Source organism: Reichenbachiella agariperforans, assembly GCF_900142205.1.
GTDB lineage: Bacteria > Bacteroidota > Bacteroidia > Cytophagales > Cyclobacteriaceae > Reichenbachiella > Reichenbachiella agariperforans.
Genome location: NZ_FRAA01000007.1, coordinates 79,871 through 106,359 on the forward strand (window position 1 = coordinate 79,871; position 26,489 = coordinate 106,359).

The 26,489-nt window shown below is 42.2% G+C and carries 14 protein-coding genes; 10 read left to right on the top strand and 4 right to left on the bottom strand.

Going from position 1 to position 26,489, the window contains the following annotated elements; genetic code table 11:
* Position 1: 1 nt before the first annotated feature.
* On the top strand, positions 2 to 1,348 hold the full coding sequence (locus BUB99_RS16180) for an MATE family efflux transporter (protein WP_073124213.1): 1,347 nt from the start codon (positions 2 to 4) through the stop codon (positions 1,346 to 1,348).
* Positions 1,349 to 1,394: 46 nt separating this feature from the next.
* Here the strand turns inward: BUB99_RS16180 and BUB99_RS16185 are convergent, their stop codons facing one another.
* The 3 genes from BUB99_RS16185 to BUB99_RS16195 form a co-directional block, all read right to left on the bottom strand.
* Positions 1,395 to 1,820, bottom strand: coding sequence for a Fur family transcriptional regulator (locus BUB99_RS16185; protein WP_073124215.1), 426 nt, complete (start codon positions 1,818 to 1,820; stop codon positions 1,395 to 1,397).
* Positions 1,821 to 2,207: 387 nt separating this feature from the next.
* Complete coding sequence (locus BUB99_RS16190; RefSeq protein WP_073124217.1) at positions 2,208 to 4,709, bottom strand: TonB-dependent receptor domain-containing protein; 2,502 nt, start codon at positions 4,707 to 4,709, stop codon at positions 2,208 to 2,210.
* A gap of 99 nt (positions 4,710 to 4,808) precedes the next feature.
* Positions 4,809 to 5,636: an AraC family transcriptional regulator gene (locus BUB99_RS16195; protein WP_073124219.1), complete on the bottom strand. Its 828-nt coding sequence runs from the start codon at positions 5,634 to 5,636 to the stop codon at positions 4,809 to 4,811.
* Between the two features lie 326 nt (positions 5,637 to 5,962).
* On the opposite strand from BUB99_RS16195, the gene BUB99_RS16200 reads away from it, so the two are divergent.
* The 4 genes from BUB99_RS16200 (at position 5,963) to BUB99_RS16215 (ending at position 10,546) form a co-directional block, all read left to right on the top strand.
* Positions 5,963 to 6,931, top strand: a complete 969-nt coding sequence (locus tag BUB99_RS16200) for a hypothetical protein (protein ID WP_073124221.1) — start codon at positions 5,963 to 5,965, stop codon at positions 6,929 to 6,931.
* A 9-nt stretch (positions 6,932 to 6,940) separates the two neighbouring features.
* On the top strand, positions 6,941 to 8,143 hold the full coding sequence (locus BUB99_RS16205) for a family 16 glycosylhydrolase (protein ID WP_170863824.1): 1,203 nt from the start codon (positions 6,941 to 6,943) through the stop codon (positions 8,141 to 8,143).
* Between the two features lie 17 nt (positions 8,144 to 8,160).
* Positions 8,161 to 9,606: a family 16 glycosylhydrolase gene (locus BUB99_RS16210; protein ID WP_084190602.1), complete on the top strand. Its 1,446-nt coding sequence runs from the start codon at positions 8,161 to 8,163 to the stop codon at positions 9,604 to 9,606.
* 127 nt (positions 9,607 to 9,733) lie between these two features.
* Positions 9,734 to 10,546 carry a hypothetical protein gene (locus BUB99_RS16215; RefSeq protein WP_139281057.1) on the top strand — a complete coding sequence of 271 codons (813 nt, stop codon included), beginning with the start codon at positions 9,734 to 9,736 and terminating at the stop codon, positions 10,544 to 10,546.
* A gap of 17 nt (positions 10,547 to 10,563) precedes the next feature.
* Here the strand turns inward: BUB99_RS16215 and BUB99_RS16220 are convergent, their stop codons facing one another.
* Positions 10,564 to 14,751: a hybrid sensor histidine kinase/response regulator transcription factor gene (locus BUB99_RS16220; protein WP_073124229.1), complete on the bottom strand. Its 4,188-nt coding sequence runs from the start codon at positions 14,749 to 14,751 to the stop codon at positions 10,564 to 10,566.
* Positions 14,752 to 15,029: 278 nt separating this feature from the next.
* Here BUB99_RS16220 and BUB99_RS16225 point away from each other — a divergent pair, with 278 nt between their 5' ends.
* From BUB99_RS16225 to BUB99_RS16245, 5 genes are all read left to right on the top strand, one after another.
* Positions 15,030 to 16,964, top strand: a complete 1,935-nt coding sequence (locus tag BUB99_RS16225; RefSeq protein ID WP_073124231.1) for a PKD domain-containing protein — start codon at positions 15,030 to 15,032, stop codon at positions 16,962 to 16,964.
* A 23-nt stretch (positions 16,965 to 16,987) separates the two neighbouring features.
* Complete coding sequence (locus tag BUB99_RS16230; protein ID WP_073124233.1) at positions 16,988 to 18,385, top strand: PKD domain-containing protein; 1,398 nt, start codon at positions 16,988 to 16,990, stop codon at positions 18,383 to 18,385.
* Positions 18,386 to 18,694: 309 nt separating this feature from the next.
* A complete protein-coding gene (locus BUB99_RS16235) occupies positions 18,695 to 21,835 on the top strand; it encodes a SusC/RagA family TonB-linked outer membrane protein (RefSeq protein ID WP_073124235.1) in 3,141 nt (1,046 codons plus the stop codon).
* A gap of 12 nt (positions 21,836 to 21,847) precedes the next feature.
* Positions 21,848 to 23,647, top strand: coding sequence for a RagB/SusD family nutrient uptake outer membrane protein (locus tag BUB99_RS16240; RefSeq protein WP_073124236.1), 1,800 nt, complete (start codon positions 21,848 to 21,850; stop codon positions 23,645 to 23,647).
* Positions 23,648 to 23,672: 25 nt separating this feature from the next.
* Positions 23,673 to 26,486, top strand: a complete 2,814-nt coding sequence (locus BUB99_RS16245; protein WP_073124238.1) for a SusC/RagA family TonB-linked outer membrane protein — start codon at positions 23,673 to 23,675, stop codon at positions 26,484 to 26,486.
* The last annotated feature ends 3 nt before the right edge of the window (positions 26,487 to 26,489 follow it).

The following is a 26,489-nucleotide window of genomic DNA, read 5'->3' on the forward strand; positions in this document are numbered from 1 at the left end:
GATGTTAAGAGAGCCTGATTTGCTGAAGGATAGCCCCTGGAAACTAATGCATAGGCTTTCATTGCCAGGTATTTTGGGTATGATGGTGTTGTCTATCAATTCCTTGGTGGATTCTGTGTACTTAAGTCATTTGGTAAGTGCAGACGCTTTTGCTGGAGTATCTCTACTGTTTCCACTGACACTAGTGGTTACAAGTGTAACCGGATTTATTGCAGCAGGTTCATCATCTGTGTTGAGCAGGGCGATTGGCGCTGGTAACCAACAGGTTCAACGAATGGTTATACCTAATATGATCGTCCTTGCATTGTTTTCTTCGGTAATACTTATGTTGGCAGGGTTGTTTTTTGGAGAAGAAGCTGTCTTGTTGATGGGAGTCGAAGGAGCGGTGTATCAGGCAGGTGTGGATTATCTGCAGGTTTATGTGTTGGGGATATTTTTCAGTATTTACGGGCTTTCGGCCAATGGATTGATCCGTTCAGAAGGTAAAATCAGACAGGCCATGACTTATACTGTTATTGCTGTGGTTCTTAATATTATTCTAACCCCGGTATTTATAGAATCAGTTGGTTTGGGAGTAAGGGGGGCAGCGTTGAGCAGTATTGTCAGTATGATGGTGTATAGCGTACTCACTTCCTTCTATTTCACCCAGGGGAAAGCTACCTTCGATACTGGGAAGTTCTGCATTAGGATTGAAAAAGACATTATCGCAGATGTGATCAATGTAGGCTCATCGACACTGGTCATGCAATTGTCCAATGTGGTTCGTCAGTTTATTGTTTTTAGATCCGTCACATGGTACGGCAATGCCCATGATTTGGCTGTGTTTAGTGCCGTTTTTCGACTATTCTCTTTCGTTTCCATTCCAGGAATGGGCTTATTGCAATCTCTACAGCCTGTAATAGGGGTGAATTTTGGAGCTGCCAACTGGCAAAGGTGCATTCATACTATCAATACGTTCAGATGGGGCGGCATTCTTCTGATGTGTCTACTTTTACTACCAGTAGTAACATTCCCAAGAGAGTTTCTGGGGTTTATGATTCCTAATGAATCAATTAGCAATAATGAACTGAATTACCTAAGGCTGGTTTTACTCGCTCTGCCATTTTTACCCATATCCACGAGTACAATCATTTTTTTTCAGGCAATAGGAAAAGGTAAAAAGGCCACATTGCTCCCACTTGTACGGCAGGTACTTTTATTCGTTCCTTTGATTTTTATTTTGCCTAATTTTATCTCCCTAGACGGAATTTATTATGCATTAGCCATCGAAAATGTCATTTATGCAATAATGCTCTGGATTATACTAAAAGATGAGATTCGGACATTTCAAAGCTACATCACAACATGAAAGTGTGCCTATGAAATCAAATAGTATTGTTGGCCGGTGGTCTTTATCAGACTTTACATTCCTTACAGATACCACTGAGGGTATAATTAACTCGATTAACTGAGAACTCGCTAGAGATCTTTATCTCTGGAACTTCTACATCTTCCAGACAATAGGTATGATGACATTCATCACAAACAAAGTGGGCATGCTGATCAGCATGGGTCTCATCAGGACAATCATGACCACAAAGAGCATATTTTGCCCCTTGTCCATCTTCAGAAGCTTTGTGTAAGATACCATGTTCTTCGAAAGAAGCCAGCGCTCGATATACCGTTACCCGGTCATGTCTTGCTTTCATTTTAGCTACAATATCACTTGCCGAAAGCGCAAAGTCATGGTTCATAAAAAGGTCAAGCATTTCCATACGGATGGGCGTTTTTTTAAGCCCATGAGCATGTAGCAGGTCACCTATTATTTTTTCATTATCCATGTTCGATTATACTGATTTTTTTCGCTCCTATCAATTTTAACCAAAAGAAAAAGGACGTTAAGCATATGCTTCTGTATTATTAACCTCTGCCTCATTCTAAATATAATTGCATTGATAAATATCACTTTCATTAACCTTTAATGGTTACTAGCTGGCTATCCTGAATCTTTGGGATTCCAGACCTCTATCCCCACAAATAAACAAGCTGTGTATGCGTTTCGGGATAGGATATAACATCCTTCTCTTGGTTATTCATTGTCATGAGAGGACGTTTATCAACGTAAAACCGTAACCTCGGTAGGTGCCAATAAAGTTATGCATTTTTGTTCCTCTGGTTAGGGATCTAACAATATTGATTTTTTTCTTTAGGAGATAAAACGATCGTATCTAAAACTCTTTGTCTCCAAATTCACTTTCGGCAAATTTCGCTTTGTTTTTCAGTTTGTTGAATTTGAAACTGATATTGATCATGATCATGTCTACTTCATAGACATAGTTGGTGGTGGTGTAGAAGGTCTTTTGGATACTATCAGCCGGGTCGATATAGTTACCGGATGTGGTGATGCGCTGCTCGTTGGTGTCGAGTAGCCCCATGTCCATGTTGATCCACTGTAGGGTAGTGGTCAGTCTGTCGTCTAGGAAGGTTTTGCGCAGTGTCAGGTTAGGTGAATAGTAGCGCGAGTCTTTGCCTTGGGCTGTCACCCGTTCCGACAGATAGTTGAGCGACCACTGCAGATCCAGTGTGGAGGTGAGCTGAAATGTTGTGTTCACATTCAGGTTGTACTGCCAGGCGCTCGTATTGATATTTGCGTTGTTGAAAGTACCGTCAATATGGTAGTTGTAGATATTACCTCCTGCGTAGAGTTTCCACCACTTGTTTAGCTGTAGGTCACTGCCTATTTCGAGCCCAATGGCTTGTCCTGTCCCTATGTTGGTGTAGATACGGTTGAGCACTGTGTCGCTATCTACGGTGTTTACTCGGTTGATTACATTTTGCGTATGGCGAAAATAAGCCGTAGCAAAAACAGAGTGGTCATTGAATTCTTTGATCACTCCTAACTCTACCAAATCGATAAACTCGGGCAAGAGATTGGCGTCTCCTTGCTCCAATGTTTCGGAGTGTTCCTTCTCTTTGAAAGGGTTCATTTTGAAGGTCGTCGTGCGCTCCACTCGTTTGCTGTAGGCAGCTTTTAGTTTTAAATCCTCACTCATAGCATATTGTAGACTGGCCGAAGGGAAGAGACGGAAATAGTCGTAGTTCAGCACTTCCTTTTGTGCGCCTGCTTCACGGCCTTGGTAATCGAGCTGCCTGTCCATTAGCTCCGACCTTACGCCAATGCCATAATTCCATTTCCCTTTTTCGCCACTGAGGTTGACATAGCCGGAGTGAATGCTACGTTTCAGGTTCAGATTGCTGGAGTATTCAGGTATCATCTCCCATTGGTCGCTATCAAAGTTGTAAGCTTCATAGTAGAAGTCACCCTGATGATCGAGATTTCTAAACTGGTAGCCAATAGTCCATTGTCCCCATTTCGAAGGTGCAAATTCATAGTCCAGATTGAAACGGGTACCGTAGAGTGGGTTGTCGTTGGTGTTGTATTCATCATCGTAGATCGTCTGGTTTTCTGGCCAGTTGCTGTCCAGGTTGCGGTTGGTTGTGGGCCCACCTAGCAGTGTATATTCATACAATGCCGAAACACTGATTTGGGAGGAGTTGGCGAAGCGGTGGCTATAGTCAAAGCTCCCCAAGGCAAAGTCACTGGTTCGAATTCTCAAATTTTCGTTGTAGTAGTCGAATGCACCTGTTTGGGTGCCATCTGGCAGGTGATAGGTCTTGTTGTCGTAGTAGATGTCGGCAGTACGGTCTTTGGATCGTTTTCCTCCATAAAAACTAACATTGAAGTCATTGTTTTCATCGGGACGAAAGCCAATGGCTAGACGTCCAGAGTAGTTTTTTTCATCGAAGCTCCTTTCGCCATCAGACGGGAATTCCGTGCGTTTGTCACCGATTTCTGTCCAGACATCTCCTTCTCTGCGACCTGATTTGTCGTTTCGCAGATAGGCAGCTCCTAGCGCAAAGTCCCATTTGTTCTTGCGATAGTTGAGCGTAAAGTCTGCTCCATAGCGCTGAGCGGCTTCTTTGTTGTCGTAGGATTCGATGCTGGGGAGACCTATTTTGGTATTGATTTGCGCAAAGAGACCGTCTGTCGCATTTTGAGTGGTTACGATATTGATGATCCCAGATTTCCCTTCCGAATCGTACTTGGCAGAGGGGGCTGTGATTACTTCCACGTTTTGGATGGAGTTGGCTGGCAGCTGGCTCAACAGCATTTTGGGATCGGACTGTACGGGTTGTCCATTGAGCAGTACGACGAAGCCCGTGCTGCCACGTACAGAAATATCTCCTTCGGCATTGAGGCTGACGGAGGGCATATTGCGCAGTACATCGGTGGCAGTGCCGCCTTGGCTGCTCTGGAATTGGTCAGCTTCATAGACTTGTCGATCTATCTTATGCATAGTGGTCACTTTTTGTCCTGAAACCACCAGTTCCTGCAGTAATTGGTCGTCGGGAGTCAATTCGATGACACCCAATTCCATATCTTCTTTTCTGGAAAGTGAAAGATCGGAGACGAACCTACCCTGAAAACCCATGAACTGTATGTTGAGATAGTATTGGCCTGTTTTGATTTTGGATAGGGTAAAGGAACCATCTGTGTTCGATACTGTTCCGGTGACTAGACTGCTGTCACTCTGCTGATATAGCGCTACACTCGCAAATTCTATGGGGGATTTTTCGGCACTGTCTACCAGTTTGCCGCTAATGGTGGATTGAGCTAGTGTAACACTTGTCAGTGTGCATAACAAGGACAGAATGGAGAGCCTTTTCATTGGTATACTTTTAATTGTTGTTGTTGATTATGATTTCGCTTCAAAAGTAGGTGGGAGGAATGACCGAGCTATGGTCTATTTGAAAAAAAAACTATGGTATTATGCTTTTTTTCTTCTTCTGTATTCCTGTGGAGTTAGCTGGTATTGTCGTTTAAAGTATTTAGAGAAGTGGGAGGGGTCTTTGAAACCTAACTCATACGCAACCTGCGCTGCAGACATGGAAGTGTAGTCTAGCAGGCGTTTGGCTTCTCCTATGATATAACTGGAGATGAGTTCGGAGGCGGATTGTTCTGCGGCCTTTCTACAGGTTTGATTGAGGTTTTGAGGACTGGTATGGAGCAGGTCTGCATAGTGAGCAACCTGATTGATGAGGGGGCGCGCTGTCTCGAGTAGGTTGATAAAGGACTGGAACAGGTCAGAGTTATGCGTTGTATGGGAATCGGTACGGTCTGAGATATCAATGGCTTTAGCCAGCAAGGCTTTGAGCAGATGGATGATTATGGCCTTTTGGGACTTTTCTGTTCTTTCGAATTCTAGATGAAGCAACCGAAAGTGTAGTTCAATAGACTCGTCATCCACTGGCAAGCAACTGACCTGTGATAGTGCCAAGAGCTGCTTGCGAAGCGCTAGATCTTCGGATTCTTCTACAAAATCATTTTTGATGATGATCACATAGCCTTCGGGTTCTGATTGGATGTCCCAGTGGTGAATTTGATCCCTACGCATGAAAAACAAAGTAGGCCCCAGTATAGGATAGCTGTGGTGATCTATGCTGTGACTGCCAGACCCTTGGGAGAGGAAGATGATCTCGAAATAGTTTTTGTGTCTGTGCACATCGGTCTTACGGATGTGTTTGCGAAACGGCGCGATCTTCAAGAATTGTCCCTGCTCCGTTTTGTCTTTGGTCTGTATGCTTGTCTTTGTCATTAATATAGCAATGATAAAGACAAATGTCAATCTGCATTTGCAGTATTATGTGCTATTATCTTTCTACCATCTAATTAGTGGGTAAACCACCCCTTTGGCTTGCATTATGTCAGATGGCAGGGCTAGAGAAGTACTGTATTGCAGGGGTATTTTGTTATTTCATGTAGCCAATGGTTTCCCCCTTTATTCCCTATCAATATGACCCCTGACCGTAGAGGTCGATTGCTATAGATTTGGTTTAGTACGAATAGAAAAACTAAATGATAATTAGAACAGCAATAAGGGGGCTCTTGGCAATAAGCTTCGCATGGCTAGTAAATCTGCCCATGACAATAGCTCAGGAGTCGAGCCTAATAGAATGGTCGTCCAGTGATTTTGAAAGTGATGGTTTTTACACAGATCAATACACTGGGGTCGAACTGCTTGCCATCCGCCCAGATGAAAAAAATGGCAAGCCTGTCAGTGCGACTGCCAGTCGTGTGTTTGATCAGTCGGAGGGATACTACGATATCAGATTTCATGGGGTAGGAGAAAATGACGGTCGCAGTAGTTTTTTCCTGTTCATCAACGATCAGCCCATAGGAGGTGAAGTACAGCTCCCACTGAGTAATGAGTCCTGGGAGGTAGGTGAATCCTACAATGCTGTTTTCCGATCTGTGCGATTGAAAGAGGCTGATGTGGTATCTGTGAAGGGGATGACACATTCGGCAGATGGCAAAGAATGGAGTCGTGCCAGATGGTTGAAGTTAACCTTTTCGCCTTCTCAGCAGCTGCCAAAGCTGTTTGTCGAACGTGGAGGCGTTCTACTGATAGAAGCGGAAGAAGCGGAGTTGGTGGGGGACTGGACTGTAGAACAGTCATTTGATGAACCCGCAGCGGGTACTGGGCATCTGGAGTTTGCTGGTGAAAACAGCTATGCCAAAGCGCTGAACAAAAATACATTGCGCTATACGATTCAAATTAATACGCCAGGGCTCTATCAAGTTAAATGGAAATCAAGAAATGGTAAAGGAGCAGTCAGATTCGATGAAATGAATGACAGCTGGATGCGTGTGAATGCAAATGTTTTCATCGGTACTAAAAATGGCTTGCAAACAGATTTGACAGGAGATTTTACCAAGATATGGATTCAGGATACTAAGTCATGGTCATGGGCCAGTTTTGGTGAACACCATGGTGTCAATGGTATGCAGCTATATGCGCAGTTTGATAGGGCGGGGACTTATACTGTGGAAGTATGCGGTAGGTCACGCTTTCACCCGATAGATCAGATACTACTCTTTAAAGTGAAATAAATGAATATTATGAAAAAAACGATTGTATTGTGTTGTTTGATGGTACTAGTGGGTATTTGTCACGCAGTTCCCCCTTTGCCTCCATTGGGGTTTAGGTGGGTGTTGCAGCCTGAGTTCTCAGATGAATTTAATGGTGATGAATTAAACAGCGACAAATGGTTCGACTACTATCCTGGTTGGCAGGGACGAACTCCAGCACGGTTCGATCCACGAGCCTTGAGACTTTCGGGTGGTTACCTTCAGATAGAAAGTGGTGTGTATAAAAAGCCAGTGAAAGATTATACGATGTATGGCGGAGCTGTGGTATCAAAATCGTCAGAGGCACATTTTGGCTACTACGAATGTCGGTTCAAGGCATCAAAGATCGGGATGTCCACGACCTTTTGGCTGTCCAATGATAAGGTGCCTTTCGAGGACACGGATTGTCCACGTGATAGTTATAGTCAGGAGTTGGATATTCAAGAATGCGTGGGAGGCAACCCGGCTTTCCCTAAAATGGGAAAGGGAATGAATTCTAATACGCACTATCGCTATGTGAAGTGCGAAGGAGGACGTGAAAATTTTATTTCCAAAGGAGCTGGAACAACCTTAGACTCTGAGGTGTCGGAGGAGTTTCATACTTATGCAGCCTGGTGGAGAGATGCTGAGGAGGTCTATTTCTATGCGGATAATGCATTTTTTCAGTCTATCAAAATCAGGAAAGATATCTCTGAGCAGCCATTCGACCGGCCTATGCATGTCAATATGGTCACGGAGACCTATGATTGGCAACCCGCACCGTCTGTCAAGGAGCTAAAAGACAAATCCATCAACACTTCTTACTATGATTGGATAAGGGCTTACAAGTTGGTGCCAGTCGATCAAAAGGATGCAGCTTCTGAAGCAATTGATTTGGATCTATTCGAGAATAAAATTTATCTCAAGGAGATGCCGAAGACTGTTTTTGAGTCGAAGAACATTTCGCTAGAGTATGTTTTTGCTAGTGATGAAAATACAAAAGTAGTGTGTAAGGTCGTAGAGCGAGTAAACAAAAAAGCCCAAACTATACAAAGCATGGAGTGGCAAGTGTACGCAGGCTATGGTCATGGGCAGGCAGATTTGGAGCTTGATTTTACCCCTACACCATCCAAAACATACCAGTTGGAACTGGAACTGGTATCCTCAGTATCTGGTGATGTATTGAAGAAGGTAAGCTATGATCTGTCGAAATAATTAAACCCACGAATGATATGAAAAGACTAATGTTGCTAATGGTTGTGTTGCAGTCCTATGCTCTAGCTGCACAACCACCAGAGCCAGCCAATGGCTATCGATGGGTACTCCAAGAGCAGTTTTCTGATGAGTTTGATGGGAGTGAGCTGAATCTGGATAAATGGTACAACTATCATCCCTATTGGAAAGGCCGTCCTCCTGCCATGTTTCATACTGATATGGTCAGTGTAGCAGAGGGCATGTTGCAAATAAAAAATCAGAAGTTGGAAAAGGATTCTGTGGTATACAATTCGTGGAATGATACTTATACCACTTTTAGTATCGCTGGTGGAGCAGTCGTATCTCGCACACTGGAGGCACACTATGGTTACTATGAGTGCAGGATGAAAGCTAATAAGACGCTGATGTCTTCTACTTTTTGGATGTCGAATAGAGGGAGTGAAGGTCCAAAGGGGTGTGGTGATAGTTATTCTGAAGAACTGGATATTCAAGAATGTGTAGGTAGAGCTAGTAGTGCCACGAATAGTTTTCATAAAGGAATGCATTCGAACACGCACTATTGGTATACCGACTGTGAAGGAGAGAAAGAGACTTATAGTCTAGGGTCAGAAGAGGAGGTAGAGACGGACGTAACGGAGGATTTTCATGTCTACGCAGCACACTGGCATGATGCCAAAGAAGTGACTTTCTATTTTGATGATCAGCCAGGACGGAATGTCAAATTTAGGAATGACGTGACCGATAATCCTTTTGATCGACCTATGCAGATCAATATGGTGACCGAAACTTATGATTGGGTAGGAGTGCCCACAGATGAGGAATTGGCTGACAACAGCAAGAATGTCACGTACTACGACTGGATACGGTCCTACGAGTTGGTAGCTAATACCCAAGGGGCTAATGTGGAAATGATGACTCCTGTCTATGAAGAAGATTTATCACTGATGGCACTGGATTATGATTTTGACGAAGGAGATGATATATCTGTTCGACTCAATTATAAACTTAATAGCAACGGAAATATGCAGGTAGACTTGTTAGGGGTAGATGATGTGGTATTATCTAGTGTTAAACAGGATTTGTATTTTGGCTTTGGACAGGATCGTTTCGATTTGGCTTTGATTGGAGCATCTGAGCAAAATAGTCATGCTAAGCGGTTGCGTTTTAGGCTATACGATATTGAGAATAGTCTTGTCGATGAGCAGATAGTTGATTTGGATGAGGTGACCCTAGCAGTAGAAGGTCCCAAGCTAAATATGGAAATATACCCAAATCCAGGACAAGATCGGATGTGGGTCAAATCGTCTGAATTACTGGAGGTGAAATTAGTGTCTATGCAGGGTAGCATTGTCAGAGAAGGAGTCGTCTCTATCAATGACCCAATGGATATTTCATTTTTACCTCGCGGGGTATATGTACTCTATGTTTCTGGCTATAAAGCTAAGCGATTCGTGAAATCCTAAGAGCGTAGAGTTATTGGTTTTTTGAGTTCATAAAGTTATAGCCTTGGCCTTATAGCTATCTAATTGCCTGTCTTAATCTACTTTATGTCAAACGGTATAATGAGTAACAATTAAAACAAACATGATGATGAAAAAACTAATTGCGATGGTAATGATCTGTGGAATAACAGCTGTTTTGCCAAATGTCGCTCAGGCACAGGAAGATCCTCAAGTAGTATCGATGATTGAGGCTGATTTGAAAAAACGGCTAAATACACAGGTTATACATCAAATCGAGTATCAAGATTGGGGGGTGTACTGGGTTAAGGCTAATTCGATTTATGAATTTGATGAACCTGTGTATCATATTTCTGCCTATACTAAGGAGGGAGTTTGGATGGAAGATAAATTCGATATTAGTCATCGAATACCTGTATCGATTCAAGCTGCCATAGATAAGAGGGAAGGTGCGGTTTTGGCATTTGGACAGCTCATATACACTTCAGAGAATGCCCCATACTATAAAATGGTGCTTAAAAGTGGCGAAACTATGTTGATGGATACAGGATTTGAAAAGATGGAGGTAGGGCCACTCAGAGGCGGGTTAGTATTGACCTCTGAGGTCAAGAAGGATATAGAGGAGAGACTCGAAAATGCCTATATTATTGGAGGTTATCAGGATTTTAACCAGCAGTATACGGTCATTTTTAAAACGGACTATGTCGAGTTTCAAAATGGTCAAATACTATATTCTAAACAGGGAGAATGGGTAGAAACTAAAGCTTTTTTGCATGACTACTTCAAACTGCCTCTTGAATTGATGATGTATGTCAATGACCATGGCGGACTAGATAATTTTGGTCCGGTCAATCAAGTTTGGAACGCTACAGAATCTTACTACTTTATTAAATTTAAGGATGGGTCATCCGTCAAACTAGATTTGGAGCTTAATGAATTGTAAAAGAAAAGCTTCCAGTATCAACTGGGAGCTTTTTCTTCATTGCCTTCTTCGGTATGTTGTTTTTGATATTCGCTAGGAGTCATTTGGTACTCTTTTTTGAAGCAATCTCTAAAATATTTGGCATCATTGAACCCTACCTCATACATGATCTCGCTTATAGAGTACATGTTCCTTTTTAGCAATTGTGCAGCCCTTTGTATTCTGATGTTCCTGATGAAGGAATTAGCTGTGTCACCTACTAGAGCCTTTAATTTTTTGTTGAGATGGAGTTGTGATAATCCACATTCTCTAGCGAGCATTTCCACTGTAAACTCAGAGGACGAAAGATTCTCTTCGATATAGACCATGACTCTATTGAGGAATTTCTCATCAATACTCGTCATGCCAACTTCTGATGGAGAAATGCTTTTGTTGGATTTGAATTTCCCGATGACGGCTTGTCTAGAATCTAAAATAGCATGTATTCTTGTTTCCAATTCCTTGAGATTGAATGGTTTAGCGATATATGCGTCTGCACCTACCTCATAGCCTTTGATTTTGTCTTCAGAATCTCCCTTAGCGGTGAGTAGAATTACTGGAATATGGTTGACTCGTTCGTCTTGTTTGAGTTTTATACAAAAATCTAAACCATTGAGACCATCCATCATGATGTCACTGATCACCAGATCAATATTATTATTTATACATAGGTCATATGCTTTTTCCCCTTCTTCAGCCATCAATATGTTAAACTCATGCTTGAAATTTTCTTCTAGGAAGTAAAGAATGTCTTTGTTGTCCTCTATCAGAAGCAGTGTCTTGTCTTTGGGTTCGCTAGTTGCAGGTATTTGACGTGGATTACTGGTAGGGATGAGCCAATCGGTCTCAGTGTGTATTTCCATACTTGTATTTCCTCCGTCTACAAGTTCATCTTTGGTATATACTTCCTTGTCCATAGGTAGAGATACACAAAACAAAGTACCTGTATCCCTCTGTCTATCGAAAGTGATTTCGCCATGATGTAGATGGATTAGGCTTTGCACAAAGGAAAGACCTATGCCTGAGCCAGTTTTTCGTTTGGACATGTTGGGCGCAAAACGCTCGAATACCTGATCGTGCATAGACTCGGGTATTCCTTCGCCATTGTCTTCGACGATGATGTCTACGTATTCACCATTTAACACTAGATGAACATCTATTTTCCCTCCGGCTGGAGTATACTTGAAGGCGTTGGATAGTAGATTGAATATGACACGTTCTAAGATTTCATGATCGAACCATGTTTCAATGACATGGTCGTAGTTTACATTGAAAGTGATGTTTTTTTGGTTGGCCAGTTCGTAAAAATTCTCACCAAGGAGCTGGACATAGTTGGTCAGGTCGTTATAGGAAGCTTTTAGTTTCATTTTACCCTGTTCGAGCTTTCTAAACCCGAGCAGTTGGTTGATGAGATTGAGCAAGACCTTTGAGTTTCTACCTACATTCTGATAGTATTTTTGCCTTTCTTCCTCGCTGAGGCTACCAGAGTGATTTTTGAGTCGTTCAATGAAACCAATGATTAATGTCAACGGGGTCCTGAATTCATGAGAAATATTAGTGAAGAACTTTAGTTTCATTTGGTTGACTTCTTCATGTTTTTCACGTTCCATGTGTTCTAGCACTAACTCATTTTTGCTAGTAATACTAATCAGGGTGAATTTTCTAAAGAACCATAGACCTGCCAAAACTAGCAGTACATAGGTTGCGATGGCCCATGGTGTTTTCCAAAATGGTCGTAGGATAGTTAAGGGTAGTTTGATAGGTTCGCTACTCCAAAAGCCGTCATTGTTGCTACCCTTGACCAGTAGGGTATAGTCTCCTGGAGATAAGTTGGTGTACTTAGCTACTCTGTTAGAGGCAGTCGTTTTTATCCAATTGTTGTCAAAGCCTTCCAGCTTGTATGCATAGGCATTTTGATCTGGTGCAGCATAGTGTAATGCCGCAAAACTGACCGAAAAGCTATTTTCGTTATGTTTAAGATATAGTTTTTCTAGATCGTTAATGTTCTTTTTTAACAACACTCGTTGGTTTACACTGTCGCCAATAGCTACTTCCTTGTTGAGGATTTGTAGGTTGTCTAACCTTACGGTTATTTGGGTGCTGTCTCGCGTGATGTTCTGAGGATAAAAGGCATTGAAACCATTGACTCCACCGAAGATCATTTCCCCATCTTTTCGTTTGTAGGCGGCCAGTTCACTAAACTCTAAATCTTGAAGCCCGTCATTGATGCTATAGTTCTTGAACTCTAGTTTATCAGGAGAGAAGTGAGTGATTCCTTTGTTAGAAGAAAGCCAGATAGAACCATCATCTCCTTCTAGTAGGGCTTTTATGACGTTGTTAGGTAGTCCGTCTTTAGTGGTGTATGATAGGAATTGGTCATTGTCTGGCTTGTCTCCTTGTATTACCTTGTTTAGTCCACCACCTAGTGTACCTACCCAAACTTGATTGTCTTCCGTGACCATGATCGGGAGTACATAGTTGAAACTAAGTGAGTAGGGATCATTTTGATCATGTTTATAGACGATGAACTGAGCAGACTTAGACTGGACTTGATCATAGGTTAGTTTATTTAGTCCCTTGTCAGTACCGATCCAAAGGTTTCCTTTTAAGTCTTGATTGATACTTCTTACTATGTTAGAGGATAAACTGCCTTTAACATGTGGATCATGTTTGAAAACAGTGTCTTCAATCAAGTTTCCTCGTTCGTTTAGTAAAAAACGATACAGTCCGCCATTGTATGAAGCTACCCAAACCTGTTGATCTTTATCAGTGAATATATAGAAGCCTGAACCAATGATACCAGAGACATTGTCGACTGAAACAGGGAGGCTTTTTCCATTGACTATAAATGAATTTAAATTCTTAGGAAATCCGCCTCCAGCCAAGATAAAGTCTTGATTCGAATTCGATATACCACCGATGGCATAGATAGAGGTAGGGACGTTATTCATGTTGTTGTTTTTGTAGTTCACAAATCCGTCAGCGTATTGCTTAGGTGTGGTTGAGTTTAGGAAGTTGATACCACCTCCTTCAGTCCCTATCCAGAGGTTGTCGTTATTGTCTTCGTAGATCGATCGTATTTTGTTGTGGGACAGGCTACCCAGATTTTCGTTGGTAGAAAAGTGTTTGAAATTTTTTCTTTTGGGATTGTATTTATTCAATCCAGATCCATTAGTACCTATCCAGATGATACCTGTATTGTCTTTCATGATTTCGGTGGTGTAATCGCTACTAATGGACTTGTTGTTGGCCCAGTAGTGCCTGAATTGTTTCATGGGATTAAGCGCAGAATCTCCATCGAATTGATACACCTTCATTCCTTGTTTTAACAAAGCCCATATATTACCTTGATTATCGGATTCTACGCGTGACATGTAGTCATTGGAGATTCGCTTAAACTCTGGGGCGCCATTGTAAAAGCTCTCATAACTCATAAAGTACAACTGCCCTGCACATACTAAGAGGCCTTTTTCTGTTTCTTGAACATCGGTAATCCCGTGATCACTGAGGTGTTTAAAAAATAAATCCTGTCCCTGTTTGTTAGAGACATACCTATTCAGTCCTTGCTTAGTTCCTATCCATATGTTACCTAGTCGGTCTTCAAATAGACTAGTGATAAAATTCTGTGAAATGGATTCTGGTTGTGCTTCTTCATGATAGAAATTAGAAACGAGGTAAGTATCCTGATCATAGTCATAAGTTATTTTATTGAGCCCTTCGTCAGATCCCGCCCAGATTGTACCATTTTGATCAATGAGTATTTTGCCAATTCTGTTGCTAGAAAGACGTTTTTCGCGAATGTTATCATCATTATTTATTATGTGAAATAGACCTTTTTCTCTATTGTACATAGAGATTCCATTGTCATCTGTTCCGAGCCAAATATTGCCTCTGCTATCTTCCGTAATATCACTGATGAGGTTACTAGAGATAGAATTTCCCCCGTAGATGTCGGTGTTAAAGGTCTTAAAATCATACCCATCGAATCTATTGAGCCCATCGTGCGTGCCAATCCATATGTATCCATAGCTATCCTGATAGATAGACCGAACGTCGTTTTGACTAAGACCATTCCTCGTACTATAGTGTATGAAATCGTTGTATAAAGATTGGGATAGAGATGAGCTAACCCCAATAAAAATGAACAATACTGTAATAGTGGATTGAATAGTAAATCTCTTCTTCATAATTTTTCGCCTTGCCTTATCAATTTACTGCCGCTAAATATAACCAGTCCATTAGATTATTGAATCTACAGAATTAATGCACGTTATACTTTTGTGTTATGCAATAATAAGGATTTAGCAGGGAAGGAGTTTTATTGGGTTAGGGGGCAAATTCATGCAAATTGGATGGGGTATTCTGTATGGAGGGGAAAAAAGAGAAAATACCTATCATGAGTATATAGGGTCTCTTTTAGATTGGTGATGGTTAAAAAAGTGAATCATTATTTAAACTTATTTGTATGTTGAATAATGTTCGAAAGAAGTGGATCTCACTGGGCTGTTGGTGCCTGGCTGCAGGTCTGTTTGTCTTTTCTTCATCTTGTGATGAGGAAGAAGATGGTGTAGGCGAAGAAAGTGGTGTCATTACTATTAAGGCCTCACACAAAGGAATTATGAGTGGAGGGACGGTTATGTATACAGACTCTTCTACCAAGGTTTCTCAACGAGAGTGGCTATTTGCTGGAGGAATACCGGAAACGTCTTCTGAGCCAGAGGTGACCGTACAATACGACTCAGCGGGCTTGTTTAAAGCTGCGCTTAGAGTGACTTACACGAACGGTGAGACTGAACTGGAAGAAGTAACCATAAGGGTTGTAGATGGTTTAACGGCTGGCTTTTCAGCAGACCAGAGTTCGGTCATAGAGTATAGCTACATTCAGTTTAGTGATACCACCATAGGTAAGGCCGATGAGTGGCTGTGGGAGTTCGAAGGTGGCGAACCAGCGACCTCTACGGAAAGGCTACCTAACGTGCGCTACAAAAATGTAGGTATGTACGATGTGAAATTAATCGTGAAACAAAGTGGAGAGATAGCAAATACCGACACTACTTTGGTCAGTGATTATGTGCAGGTAGTTTCTGCCCCATCCCTTGACCCTGAATATGAGGTCGACAATGAAAACCCCGTTGAGTATGAATCTGTCCAGTTTACTGACCTTACAGAAGGTGGCGCAGAGACGTATTTTTGGGAGTTTGAAGGTGGCGAACCGGCTACTTCTACAGAGGCTAATCCAACGGTGCTGTATCAGACCTCAGGAACGTTTGAGGTGAAGCTTAGAACGACAAGGACAGAACCCGACAGGGACGAAACGTTAGTGAGTGATATTACTGTAGGGTTAGCACCAGATATTACTGCTGATTTTGTAGCCAATGCTACGTCTGTCCCTTATGGAGGTGAAATTACCTTTACCGAAGAATCTTCGGACAATGCACAAGAATGGTTCTGGGAATTTGAGGGAGGTACCCCATCTACGTCGACTGAACGTAATCCTACTGTGACATACAGTACTGTGGGAGTATATGATGTGAAATTGACTGTGACTAGATCTGAACCTTCTAGAGAAACTGTAGTACTGAAGTCAGACCATGTGACGATCACTGATCCACAACCGCCTGTCGCTAATTTTACGTCAGATTATAACAAAACGTTGGTTTTTGACGCAGGAGGTACTGTGACATTTACAGATGCTACGACCAATGATCCTACGAGTTATTTTTGGGAATTTGAAGGTGGAACACCAGCGACTTCCACTGACATGAATCCAACAGTTACCTACAGTTCAGGAGGGACATTTGATGTAAAGCTGACTGCTACAAATTCACAAGGTAGCAATTCTAAAATGCTAGCCAATTATGTGGTGGTAGCTTCTGATGGTACTGTTTGTGATGACTCACCAGCCAATTTGATCGCGTGTGGAAACTATGCAGGTGAATCAGATGACTTGTCAGGCTGGAGAGCGGCTACTGGAAGCTCGTTTGCTACAGATGCGATTTCTTTTACGCAGATGGATCATTTAGGTGTTTCATCCGCTGTAGTGAGTAGTGGAGCAGGTAGCATTTCGTATGAGATGATCGAAGGAAATGGTCTGGTTATCTTTACAGGAAGTGAATTTACAGTAGACACAGAGGCAGATTATACATTTACCTCAGATATATATGCGGAGACACTTGGTACTACCTCAGGAAACATGGTGGTGGAAATAGCTATCATACCCAAAGGAACCAACGATTCCAACTTGTACCGTGGCTGGCAAGCTCCAGCTGATATGAAGGATCAGTGGGCGACCAAGTCTGTTACTAAGACATTGCCTGCGGGTACATATGTGGTGGGGTATCGATTGTATGGAGGTCATTCCAAATGGCATTTTGATAATCTGAATGTGGTGAAAAACTAATGATGACGGAATAATAGATTCTTATGAAAAAGAAATCAATAAATCAATATATAGGAGTAGCAACCTTAGCTACTAGTGTTTTTCTCTTTGGTTGCGAAGAAGAAACTGCAAATAATGCACCTCCCGAGAAGGGGGAGGCAAGTGCCTCAGTTAGCCAAACTTTGCTCGTAAATGGAGAGAGTACTCAGTTTGTAGATGAATCCAAATCCGTAACAAAGCGAGTGTGGAATTTTGAAGGAGGGATACCTGAGTTATCTTCTGATCCAGACATAGAGGTGATGTATGAGACAGCTGGTGAGTTCAAGGCCAGTTTGTCTATTCAGTATGAGTCTGGACTGTCAGAGCTTGTTGAGTTCCCGATCAAAGTTTTGGACGATCTTCAGCCTGTAGTAGGAGTAGATCTTTTAGAATCAGATTCAGGATTTCATATCTCTACTGGAGATGAGGTTCAGTTCGTAGACGAGAGTATCGGAGAACCTGATCAATGGGAATGGACTTTTGAGGGAGCAACTCCTTCTACTTCTAATGAGCAAAATCCAGTGGCAATGTATTCGGTATTAGGTGATTATGATGTCACACTGAAAACGACAAGGAATAACCCTGACGGATCCGTTGAGACTGTGGTTATGAGTGAGTTGATTCATGTCAACCCAATTATTCCAGTAATTGCGGATTTTGAAGTGGATAAAGAGCTGATTTTGCCAGGTGAATCCATTTCATTTACGAGTAAGTCACTCGGGTCTCCTGATACGTACGAGTGGACATTTGAAGGAGGGGTACCCGCTACTTCTACTGAGAAGAATCCAACGATACGCTACAATGGTTCAGGTCGATTCAGTGCGGTATTGAAAACCTATAAAGCGTCTAGACCAGAGAATTTTGGCCAGCTAGATACTGTGTTGGTATATGTACGAGCAGAGGATGAATTATGTACAGCGTCTCCTAATCTATTGGCCTGTGGTAATTTTGACTTGGAAAGTAATGATATCTCAGAATGGGTGGCTGGTTCTAATGGAGCCTCTTATAATCACATGTCAAGACTCAGTTATTCACCAGATTTGGGTGAAGGTGGGTCTGGAGCTATTATATACTACCACGATGGTGGTGGAGGAACGGTTCAGTTCTTCTCTCAACAGTTTGAAGTCACGGCCGAGGGAGACCACACGTTCTCTGTTGATTTGTACGCAGAGACCATACCAGAAACTGCGGGGAATATGGTAGTGGAAGTAAACTTGGTAGCTAATCATGACGGTAATACAGAAGTCTATAAATCATGGCAGGCACCAGCTAACATGAAAGACCAATGGTATAGAGCCAATGTGACTAAGACCCTTGCTCCTGGCAAATATAACATTGCCTTCAAGGTATATGGTGGAGCTTCCAAATGGAGGTTTGATAACGTAGGAGTAGTCAAAAATTAAGTTCTTATCATGAAAATACAAAAAAGGCCTTCGATCTCTCGAAGGCCTTTTTTGTTGCTTATAGATAGGTTGGGAGAATCTTACCCCCCTTAATTCCGTACATTCCCCCCTTGAAATCTAAAATCACCCCCTTTTCCCATACCATGCTTTCGTTTATTGCGCTAGGCTCCTGCTTAAATTTGTTAAAGTTGATAGTTTCGTTTTCTGTTCGTTTGAAGATATAATCAACGATTCTCTTTTTTAACCAAAAAGCGAACGGAGTAACTGCTCATCAGCCATGAATGAAAGTTAAATTTTAAACATAACTAAATGCGTGAAAAGACTATACTACTTCTCGGCTTCCCAGGACGGGTAGCTTGTTGTATGATATTGTTGCTGTTCTTTTCGGCCTTTGTTCAGGATGCCTTTGCACAAGGCGGCCAAAAGGTATCGGGAAAGGTAACAGATGAAAACGGAGAGCCATTACCGGGCGTCAACGTTGTAATAAAGGAGTCATCCACAGGTACGATTACTGATCTGGATGGAAATTTTGCAGTCAATGCGCCGAGCGGTGCTATTCTTTCTTTTTCTTTTATTGGATATGAACCTCAGGAGGTAACGGTTTCTTCTAGATCTACTATAGATGTGGGGATGAAGCTGGATATAGAATCACTCGATGAAGTGGTCGTGGTGGGCTTTGCCGAACAAAAGAAAGAAAGTGTAGTAGGCTCAATCGTAACCACTACTGGAGAAGATGTAGTGAAATCTGGTGGTGTGACGACTGTGAGTGAGGCATTGGCTGGGTTGATGCCTGGTGTGACTACCCAGCAAAATGCGGGTATACCTGGAGCATCACAGGCTGAGATTCTCATTAGAGGTAAGTCTTCATGGAACAATAACTCTCCATTAGTATTGGTAGATGGGGTAGAGCGTGATATGAACAATATCGATCCTAATGAAATCGCATCTATTACAGTCTTGAAAGATGCCTCCGCTACGGCGGTGTTTGGTGCTCGTGCAGGTAATGGTGCAATTATCGTGACTACCAAAACGGGTACTTCTGGTAAAGTCAATGTGAATTTCAGTGCAAACTTTGGTATGAAGCAGCCTACAATCGATACAGATTTCATGGCAGATATGCCTACCAATTTGAGGCATTTGAATATTGCAGCCATGAATGATAGGCAATATAGCTCTCTGATACCTGAGGAGACAATTGCCGCATGGGAAGACCCCAATAGAAACCCAGACTTATATTCATATACTGACTGGGTGAGCGAGTTGCTTCAGACAGGGTATAATCAGAGTTACAACCTCAATATTTCGGGAGGGAATGAATTTGTCAAGTACTTTACTTCGTTTGGACACAACAATGATGGGGATATTTTCGATCTAGAAAAACAATCGGATTACGACCCTCGCACCTGGCAAAAGCGATATAACTATAGAGCCAATGTCGATATCAATCTTACAAAAAGTACAACTGTCAAAATGAAACTAGCTGGTGAAATCACCAATTGGAACGGTAATTTTGTGACAGCTGCAGGTGGAGGAACAGGTTTTTCTCAGGGATCAGGTTCTGGTCGAAACCTTTATCTTCAGCAGTTCTATAATTGGCCGATGGTAAGTGCTCCGCCAGTGTTTTCTACAGGAGAGTTTGGTATCGAGCAAGGTGTTGCTGAAAATCCCAACTACCTAGTCAGGATGCAACACAATGGCTCTGTACAGCGAAAATCTAATAAGCTTTGGACTGATTTTGGGATTGAGCAGGATTTGAGTTCTTTGGTAGAGGGATTGAAACTACGAGGCAAAGTAGCATATAACTCTTACTTTCAGTATCGACAGGAAACCAAGCATGAGATCATTCAATATTATGCAGAGGAAGTGCCTGTGCAGGGGTCAGATCAGACTGAGATAGAACTTATACAGTATGGAAGTAATACCCAAGATGTACAAAAACCACCAGTTTTGGGTGACGAAACTTTGGACAGTTATAACAGGAGCCTTTATTATGAAGGTGGAATAGACTATGCCAATACCTTCGGCGCTCATTCCGTTTCAGCATTAGGACTTTTTTATCGTCAAGAAAGCCAGAATAAAGTCGAATTCAAAAGTGTACTCGAAAGCTGGATTGGGCGTGTGACTTATAACTATGACGAACGCTATTTCTTTGAGATGAATGGTGCCTATAATGGTTCTGAAAAATTTGCTCCAGGCAATCGTTTTGGTTTTTTCCCTTCTGGCGCTATTGGTTGGATGGTGTCTAACGAGAGCTTTATGCGAGGAGCTAAGCGTTGGTTAGATCACTTGAAGATTAGATATTCTTATGGGGTAGTGGGGTCAGAAAAATCTGCCGCCAGATTTGCTTATGTTTCGACATATTCTATCAACAATACAGCTGATCAAGTTCCTTACTTTGGACAAAATAAAGAATCGATAGCGACCTATAAGGAAGGGAAAGTTGCCAATCCTGGTGCTACGTGGGAAGAGAGTACTAAACAGAACCTTGGTTTTGAATTCGGGTTTTTGGATAGTCGTTTGACCTTGGATGTAGAGTTATATGATGAAAAAAGAGAGAATATCTTCCTTAACAGAAAGTCTGTAAGTGTGTTTACTGGGTTTCCTGGAGCAGTACAAGCGAACATAGGAAGCACAGAGTCTCACGGTATAGAGTTTGACCTCCAATGGAAAGAGGCAGTTTCTGCTGATTTCTCATATTTCGTCAAAGCGAACCTAAGTTTGGCTGAAAACAGAGTCATATTCAAAGATGATCAACGTTTTGCTCCAGAGTATCAAAAAGAGGCTGGAAAGCCAATTGGATCATGGAGAGGACTGATGGTTGATAGTTATCTGGATAGCTGGGACGAGGTGTACAATACGACGGAGTCTTCATGGGGTACAGAAGACCTGATTCCAGGTGATTTTCAGTATGTGGATTATAATGCTGATGGAATCATCAATGATCTAGATCAGGTGGTGATTAAGCAGCCTAGTTATGCCGCCAATGCGTATGCTTTTTCTGGAGGTGTTTCTTACAAAGGGTTGAGTCTTATGGCCAGGTTTACTGGGGTGTTTAATATGGCTAAGTATATGTCACCTAGTTACCTATGGGAATATGAAACTAGGAGTATTCTTGGTTTTCAGCTGAACAATAATGAGCAACGCGACTATTGGACTGAAGATAATCTGGATGCGTCTCACCCAGCTCTGCATCTGTCCAGTACACATAACAGACAGACCAGTACGCATACGATCAGAAAGGCTGACTATCTGAAACTGCAAATGGCAGAAGTGTCCTACAAACTGCCGATGCAAAACGTGAACATGATCAATAATTTCGAAATCTATGTGAATGGAAACAACCTTTGGACGTGGAGTAGTCTACCGAGTGAATTCGATCCAGAAGCACAAAGCCTAGAGGTATATCCTATTTCGAGAAGGTACAATGTAGGGTTTAGGATGACATTCTAAAAAGCGAGAATTATGAAACTAAAAAATATCTATATATACGTGGCGATTTTGGTGACAATATTCACCATATCTGCCTGTGAAGATTATTTGGATGTGAGTCCAGATTTGGGACTTGATGATGATGAGGTTTATACGAACTACGAGTCATTCCAAGGAGTCATCGCGCATGCCTATTGGACGTTGCATAACTATGCATACGATCCACAGGATTGGGATTCAGAAATCGGAACCTTAAGTGATGAAGCACAACACCTTAACGTGAATAACAAACCAATAGCCAATGTGTTTAATCAGGGACTATGGTTAGATGAAGGGTTTCACGAGTTTGGTTTTGATTACAACTGGAGTGAAGGTAATCCAGAGCGTAGATCTAGAAAGCAACCTGCAGGAGAAGCTATCGTCGGTATTAGAATGGTCAACTTGGCTTTGGAAAACTTGGATAAACTAGAGAATTTTCCAGAACTAGCTGATTTTACTCCAGAGGAGATGAAGAGGCATCTTGAAGGAGAGGCTCGTTTGATTCGCGCATGGAACTACTTTCAGGTTATTCAGCGCTATGGGGGGATATTCTATTTGAACAAGTCGTTTACGAGTTCAGACATAGTTGATTCTACTCGTAGATCATATCAGGATTGTACGGATTGGTTAGTGTCTGATTTGGACAAGGCGGCAGATCTTTTGCCGAAAAAGTGGCCTGTTAACTATGAAGGGCGTGCTACTGTAGCTACAGCCAAGGCGATCAAAAGCATGGCATTGCTGTATGCAGCTAGTCCAAATATGAGCATGATCGATGGAGGAGCAAATGCCTACGTTCAATCTCGTGCTCAGGAAGCAGCTGAGGCAGCCTTAGAAGCACTGGCCGCTGCTGAAAATTCTAACTATTATAGAATGCTAACACTAGCCGAGTATAAGGAAAACTGGAATGGAATAGCTTCAGGAGTTTCCTATGAGGCACTGTGGGCACCCCCACAGTCCAATGCCAACTCTCCTGGTTTTAATGCAGGTCTTGGATGGTATATGCCACACTGGGACGGTGGATGGACTGTATGGAGTGGTCCTACCCAAAACGCTGTAGATAGATTTGAAACTGCTAATGGTTTGGATATCAAAGATGATCCTGCTTTTGATGCGCAAGATCCTTTTGTGAGTAGAGATCCTCGTTTGGACATGTTCGTCTACAAAAATGGAGACAATATGTACATCTCTGCACCATCGAGCAAACCAGCAACTTTGGAAGCTTGGAATGGAGGCTATCATGAACTACAGGCCAAATCTGTAGGGTTGTGGACTGGGTATTTGCACAGAAAGCATCGCTGGGATGGTGCAAATAACATTGATGTTGTAGCGGGTGTGAAAAGGATCTTTCCTTTGATTCGATATGCGCAGGTTTACCTTGATTTTGCAGAAGCTGCTAACGAGGCAGTCGGTCCTACCACAGCAGTATCTGCTGGAGGAAAAACCATGACTGCAGTAGAAGCACTCAATGTAGTGCGAAATAGAGTTGGAATGCCTGATGTAGATCCTATGTATACTGGATCGAAAACAGCATTGAGAGAGAGAATTCGAAACGAACGTTTTGTAGAGCTCTATCAGGAGATGCACAGATGGCATGATCTGAGAAGATGGAGAATTGCTCACGAAGAGTTAGATGAAATCTACGGAGCTGAAATTCTCAAATCAGGTAGCACACTTATCTATGATAAAAAAGAAATAGAAGGTGCACGTGTGTTTGAAGAAAAGCACTATTGGTATCCTTTTCCTTCTGGCGAAATGAGATTGGTAGAAAACTTTACTCAAAACCCAGGATGGTAATTTCTAAACCACAAAAAGAATCGAAATGAAATATATACAATATATCATAGCTCTTGCGACTGTTTTGTTTGGCTTTGCTCAGGTGCAGGCTCAGCAAGTCGAAGAAGTAGTGCTACAGGACACTCTGGGAGCTAATAAAAAACAAAAGGTGCATTTGCCCTTTGGAGATATGGACAAAAATCGTGTAGTGGGAGCCACGAGTCTCATTACTCAGGATCAGATAACGACAGCGGATTTGGACGTAGAGTCTGCCATGATAGGCAAAGCTATGGGACTAAATGTGTTTAAAAACTCAGCAGGTCCTGGTAGTGACAATTCATGGTTGAATGTCAGAGGCTTACATACTATCGGTGGCGATGGCCCATTGGTGGTGGTTGATGGAGTTAGTAATCGTTCCCTAGAGTCACTCAATTTCTATGAAATTGAGTCAATCACAGTACTCAAGGATATTACAGCTAAGTCTCTCTATGGTCCTCAGGCTGCCAACGGTGTGATTTTGGTAACAACCAAAAGAGGTGAAGTGGGCGTAAAAAAGGCTAGTATCAATGCAGAGTACGGTTTTAGAAAACCTACTCATTTGCCTGACTTTCTTAATTCGGCAGATTATGCTAGACTTTACAACGAAGCACAAGAGAATGATGGCTTAACTCCTCAGTATTCCGATGCTGATATCGCAGCTTATGAATCAGCAGGAATCAACGACGAGTTGCCTAACGTGGACTACTATGATCGTTACTTGAAATCGTTTACCAATTACCAGAGAATCTATGGTACCTATAGCAATGCTGATGAAAAGACGGCATTCTATTTTACTGCTGGATACGCTGGTGAGGGAGGTTTGGAGGCCATTGGCGAGCAAACCAAGTACAACAGCATGAATGTTCGTGGTAACCTGGACTATAAGATCAATGATATCTTTAGTGTACAAGTGGATGTAGCAGCTAGGTTGGAGACTACTTCGACCAATCAGATGACATATTCTAACTATGACGGTACCCCGAACAACTTGGGCGACAACAATACTGTTCAAGGTTTCTTTAGTACACTTAGTTCTCATAGACCCAATGAGTACCCGATATATCACAACGCACCGACGGCCGAATCTCCAGGAGAGTTAGGTTGGGGAGCTGCTAAGAGTACAAATATAGAAGGAGAATTGCTACGAGCTGGTTATAGAGATGAACTACTCAGACAGTCTCAGTCCAACATAGGTTTGGATATGGATTTTACCCAATGGGGGATTGAAGGTTTGTCCTGGAAAAACTACGTTTCATTTGATACTTACAACTTTCTAATTACTAGAAAGAAGGATGAGTATGCAAGATACCAGGCAGACGGGACTCAAGTCGGTGATGATGTACAAGCTTCTGGTATCAGCAAGTTTGATGATTCTGCGTATCGCAATATTGGTATGATCTCTACGATGACATATGACCGTACATTTGGCGACCATGCTTTTACTTCTCATCTCAATGCGATTGCTCAAAACCGTGAGTATCAAGGAACTGCTCAGCCATACAAGAATGTGACTTATGGATATCGTTTGAACTATGCTTTTGCCAATAAGTACATCGCAGAAGTGGACCTGACTTATATGGGATCTAATAAGTTGGAAGAAGGTAGCCGCTATGAGTTTTTTCCTTCTGTAGGACTAGGCTGGGTACTGAGTGAAGAGGGATTCTTGCAGTCGGTAGATGCCCTAGACTATTTGAAGATAAAGGCGAGTTATGGACAGATGGGCTATGACCGTTCTTTGCAGCATTTTTGGTACAGAGATGCATACGGCCCTAATGGTTGGGTGCAATTCGGCTCACAAAACAGCAATGGGTCGAGCGCTTACAATTTGATACGGGCAGGGAACCCCGCCATTGGTTTTGAAATAGCGACTGAATACAACATTGGTTTGGAAGCATTGATTATGAAAAACTTGTCTGTTGAGGCCAATTATTTCAATGAATATCGATCAGATATTCCTATGCAGGTTTCAAGTTTATATCCTGACTATTTTGGCGATTATATTCCATATATCAATTATGGGGAGGTTAGCAATCAGGGTGTAGAGTTGGGCTTGAACTACAGTGGTCAAGCAGGGGATATCAGCTACGGTGTAGGTGGATATGTAACATACTCTGAAGCGATTTACGAAAAGACCGGTGACCTTACTGCTTTTTCTCATTTGAACAGAGACGGTCAGCCGCTCGATGCGATGTGGGGATATAACTCAGAAGGGTTCTATACTGATGCATCAGAAGTAAATGTACAGAGTACATTGGGTGGTGATGTCATCGCAGGAGATCTGAAATATACAGACATCACTGAAGATGGACTGATCACTGTGGAAGATCAAAAAGTAATTGCTAATACTACACCTAGATATCAGTATTCTTTGAATTTCAATATTGGATACAAAGGATTGGGCTTATCGGTACTAGGGCAAGGAGCTGCAGGTCATGATAGAATGATGAGTTGGAACACTGCATACAATGGAGTGGCTCAGGGTAAGTATGCCGCTAACGCCATGAATAGATGGACACCGGATAATTTAGATGCTAGCCATCCACGGTTGACTACTGTGGGAGGAGCGCACAGTTACCAAGGTTCTTCCTTCTGGTTGCAAGACGCTTCCTATTTCACGATTAGAAATATAGAGTTGAGCTATGCCTTTCCTGAGAAAATCAGGAATTCTATTCGTGCATCTGAGTTACGTGTATTTGCTAGAGGTACTGACTTGTTCAGTTTTTCAGGCAATTCCGACTTCAACTCTGATAACGCTGCTTCTGGATTGTCTAATGGCTTTTTGATGAAGACAGTGTCTCTAGGTTTTAATCTTTCTTACTAATAT

What these genes read in the sequence shown, in the direction of transcription:
- BUB99_RS16180 (WP_073124213.1), top strand. Translation starts at nt 2, where the DNA reads ATGTTAAGAGAGCCTGATTTGCTGAAGGATAGCCCCTGGAAACTAATG.
- BUB99_RS16185 (WP_073124215.1), bottom strand. Translation starts at nt 1,820, where the DNA reads ATGGATAATGAAAAAATAATAGGTGACCTGCTACATGCTCATGGGCTT.
- BUB99_RS16190 (WP_073124217.1), bottom strand. Translation starts at nt 4,709, where the DNA reads ATGAAAAGGCTCTCCATTCTGTCCTTGTTATGCACACTGACAAGTGTT.
- BUB99_RS16195 (WP_073124219.1), bottom strand. Translation starts at nt 5,636, where the DNA reads ATGACAAAGACAAGCATACAGACCAAAGACAAAACGGAGCAGGGACAA.
- BUB99_RS16200 (WP_073124221.1), top strand. Translation starts at nt 5,963, where the DNA reads ATGACAATAGCTCAGGAGTCGAGCCTAATAGAATGGTCGTCCAGTGAT.
- BUB99_RS16205 (WP_170863824.1), top strand. Translation starts at nt 6,941, where the DNA reads ATGAAAAAAACGATTGTATTGTGTTGTTTGATGGTACTAGTGGGTATT.
- BUB99_RS16210 (WP_084190602.1), top strand. Translation starts at nt 8,161, where the DNA reads ATGAAAAGACTAATGTTGCTAATGGTTGTGTTGCAGTCCTATGCTCTA.
- BUB99_RS16215 (WP_139281057.1), top strand. Translation starts at nt 9,734, where the DNA reads ATGAAAAAACTAATTGCGATGGTAATGATCTGTGGAATAACAGCTGTT.
- BUB99_RS16220 (WP_073124229.1), bottom strand. Translation starts at nt 14,751, where the DNA reads ATGAAGAAGAGATTTACTATTCAATCCACTATTACAGTATTGTTCATT.
- BUB99_RS16225 (WP_073124231.1), top strand. Translation starts at nt 15,030, where the DNA reads ATGTTGAATAATGTTCGAAAGAAGTGGATCTCACTGGGCTGTTGGTGC.
- BUB99_RS16230 (WP_073124233.1), top strand. Translation starts at nt 16,988, where the DNA reads ATGAAAAAGAAATCAATAAATCAATATATAGGAGTAGCAACCTTAGCT.
- BUB99_RS16235 (WP_073124235.1), top strand. Translation starts at nt 18,695, where the DNA reads ATGCGTGAAAAGACTATACTACTTCTCGGCTTCCCAGGACGGGTAGCT.
- BUB99_RS16240 (WP_073124236.1), top strand. Translation starts at nt 21,848, where the DNA reads ATGAAACTAAAAAATATCTATATATACGTGGCGATTTTGGTGACAATA.
- BUB99_RS16245 (WP_073124238.1), top strand. Translation starts at nt 23,673, where the DNA reads ATGAAATATATACAATATATCATAGCTCTTGCGACTGTTTTGTTTGGC.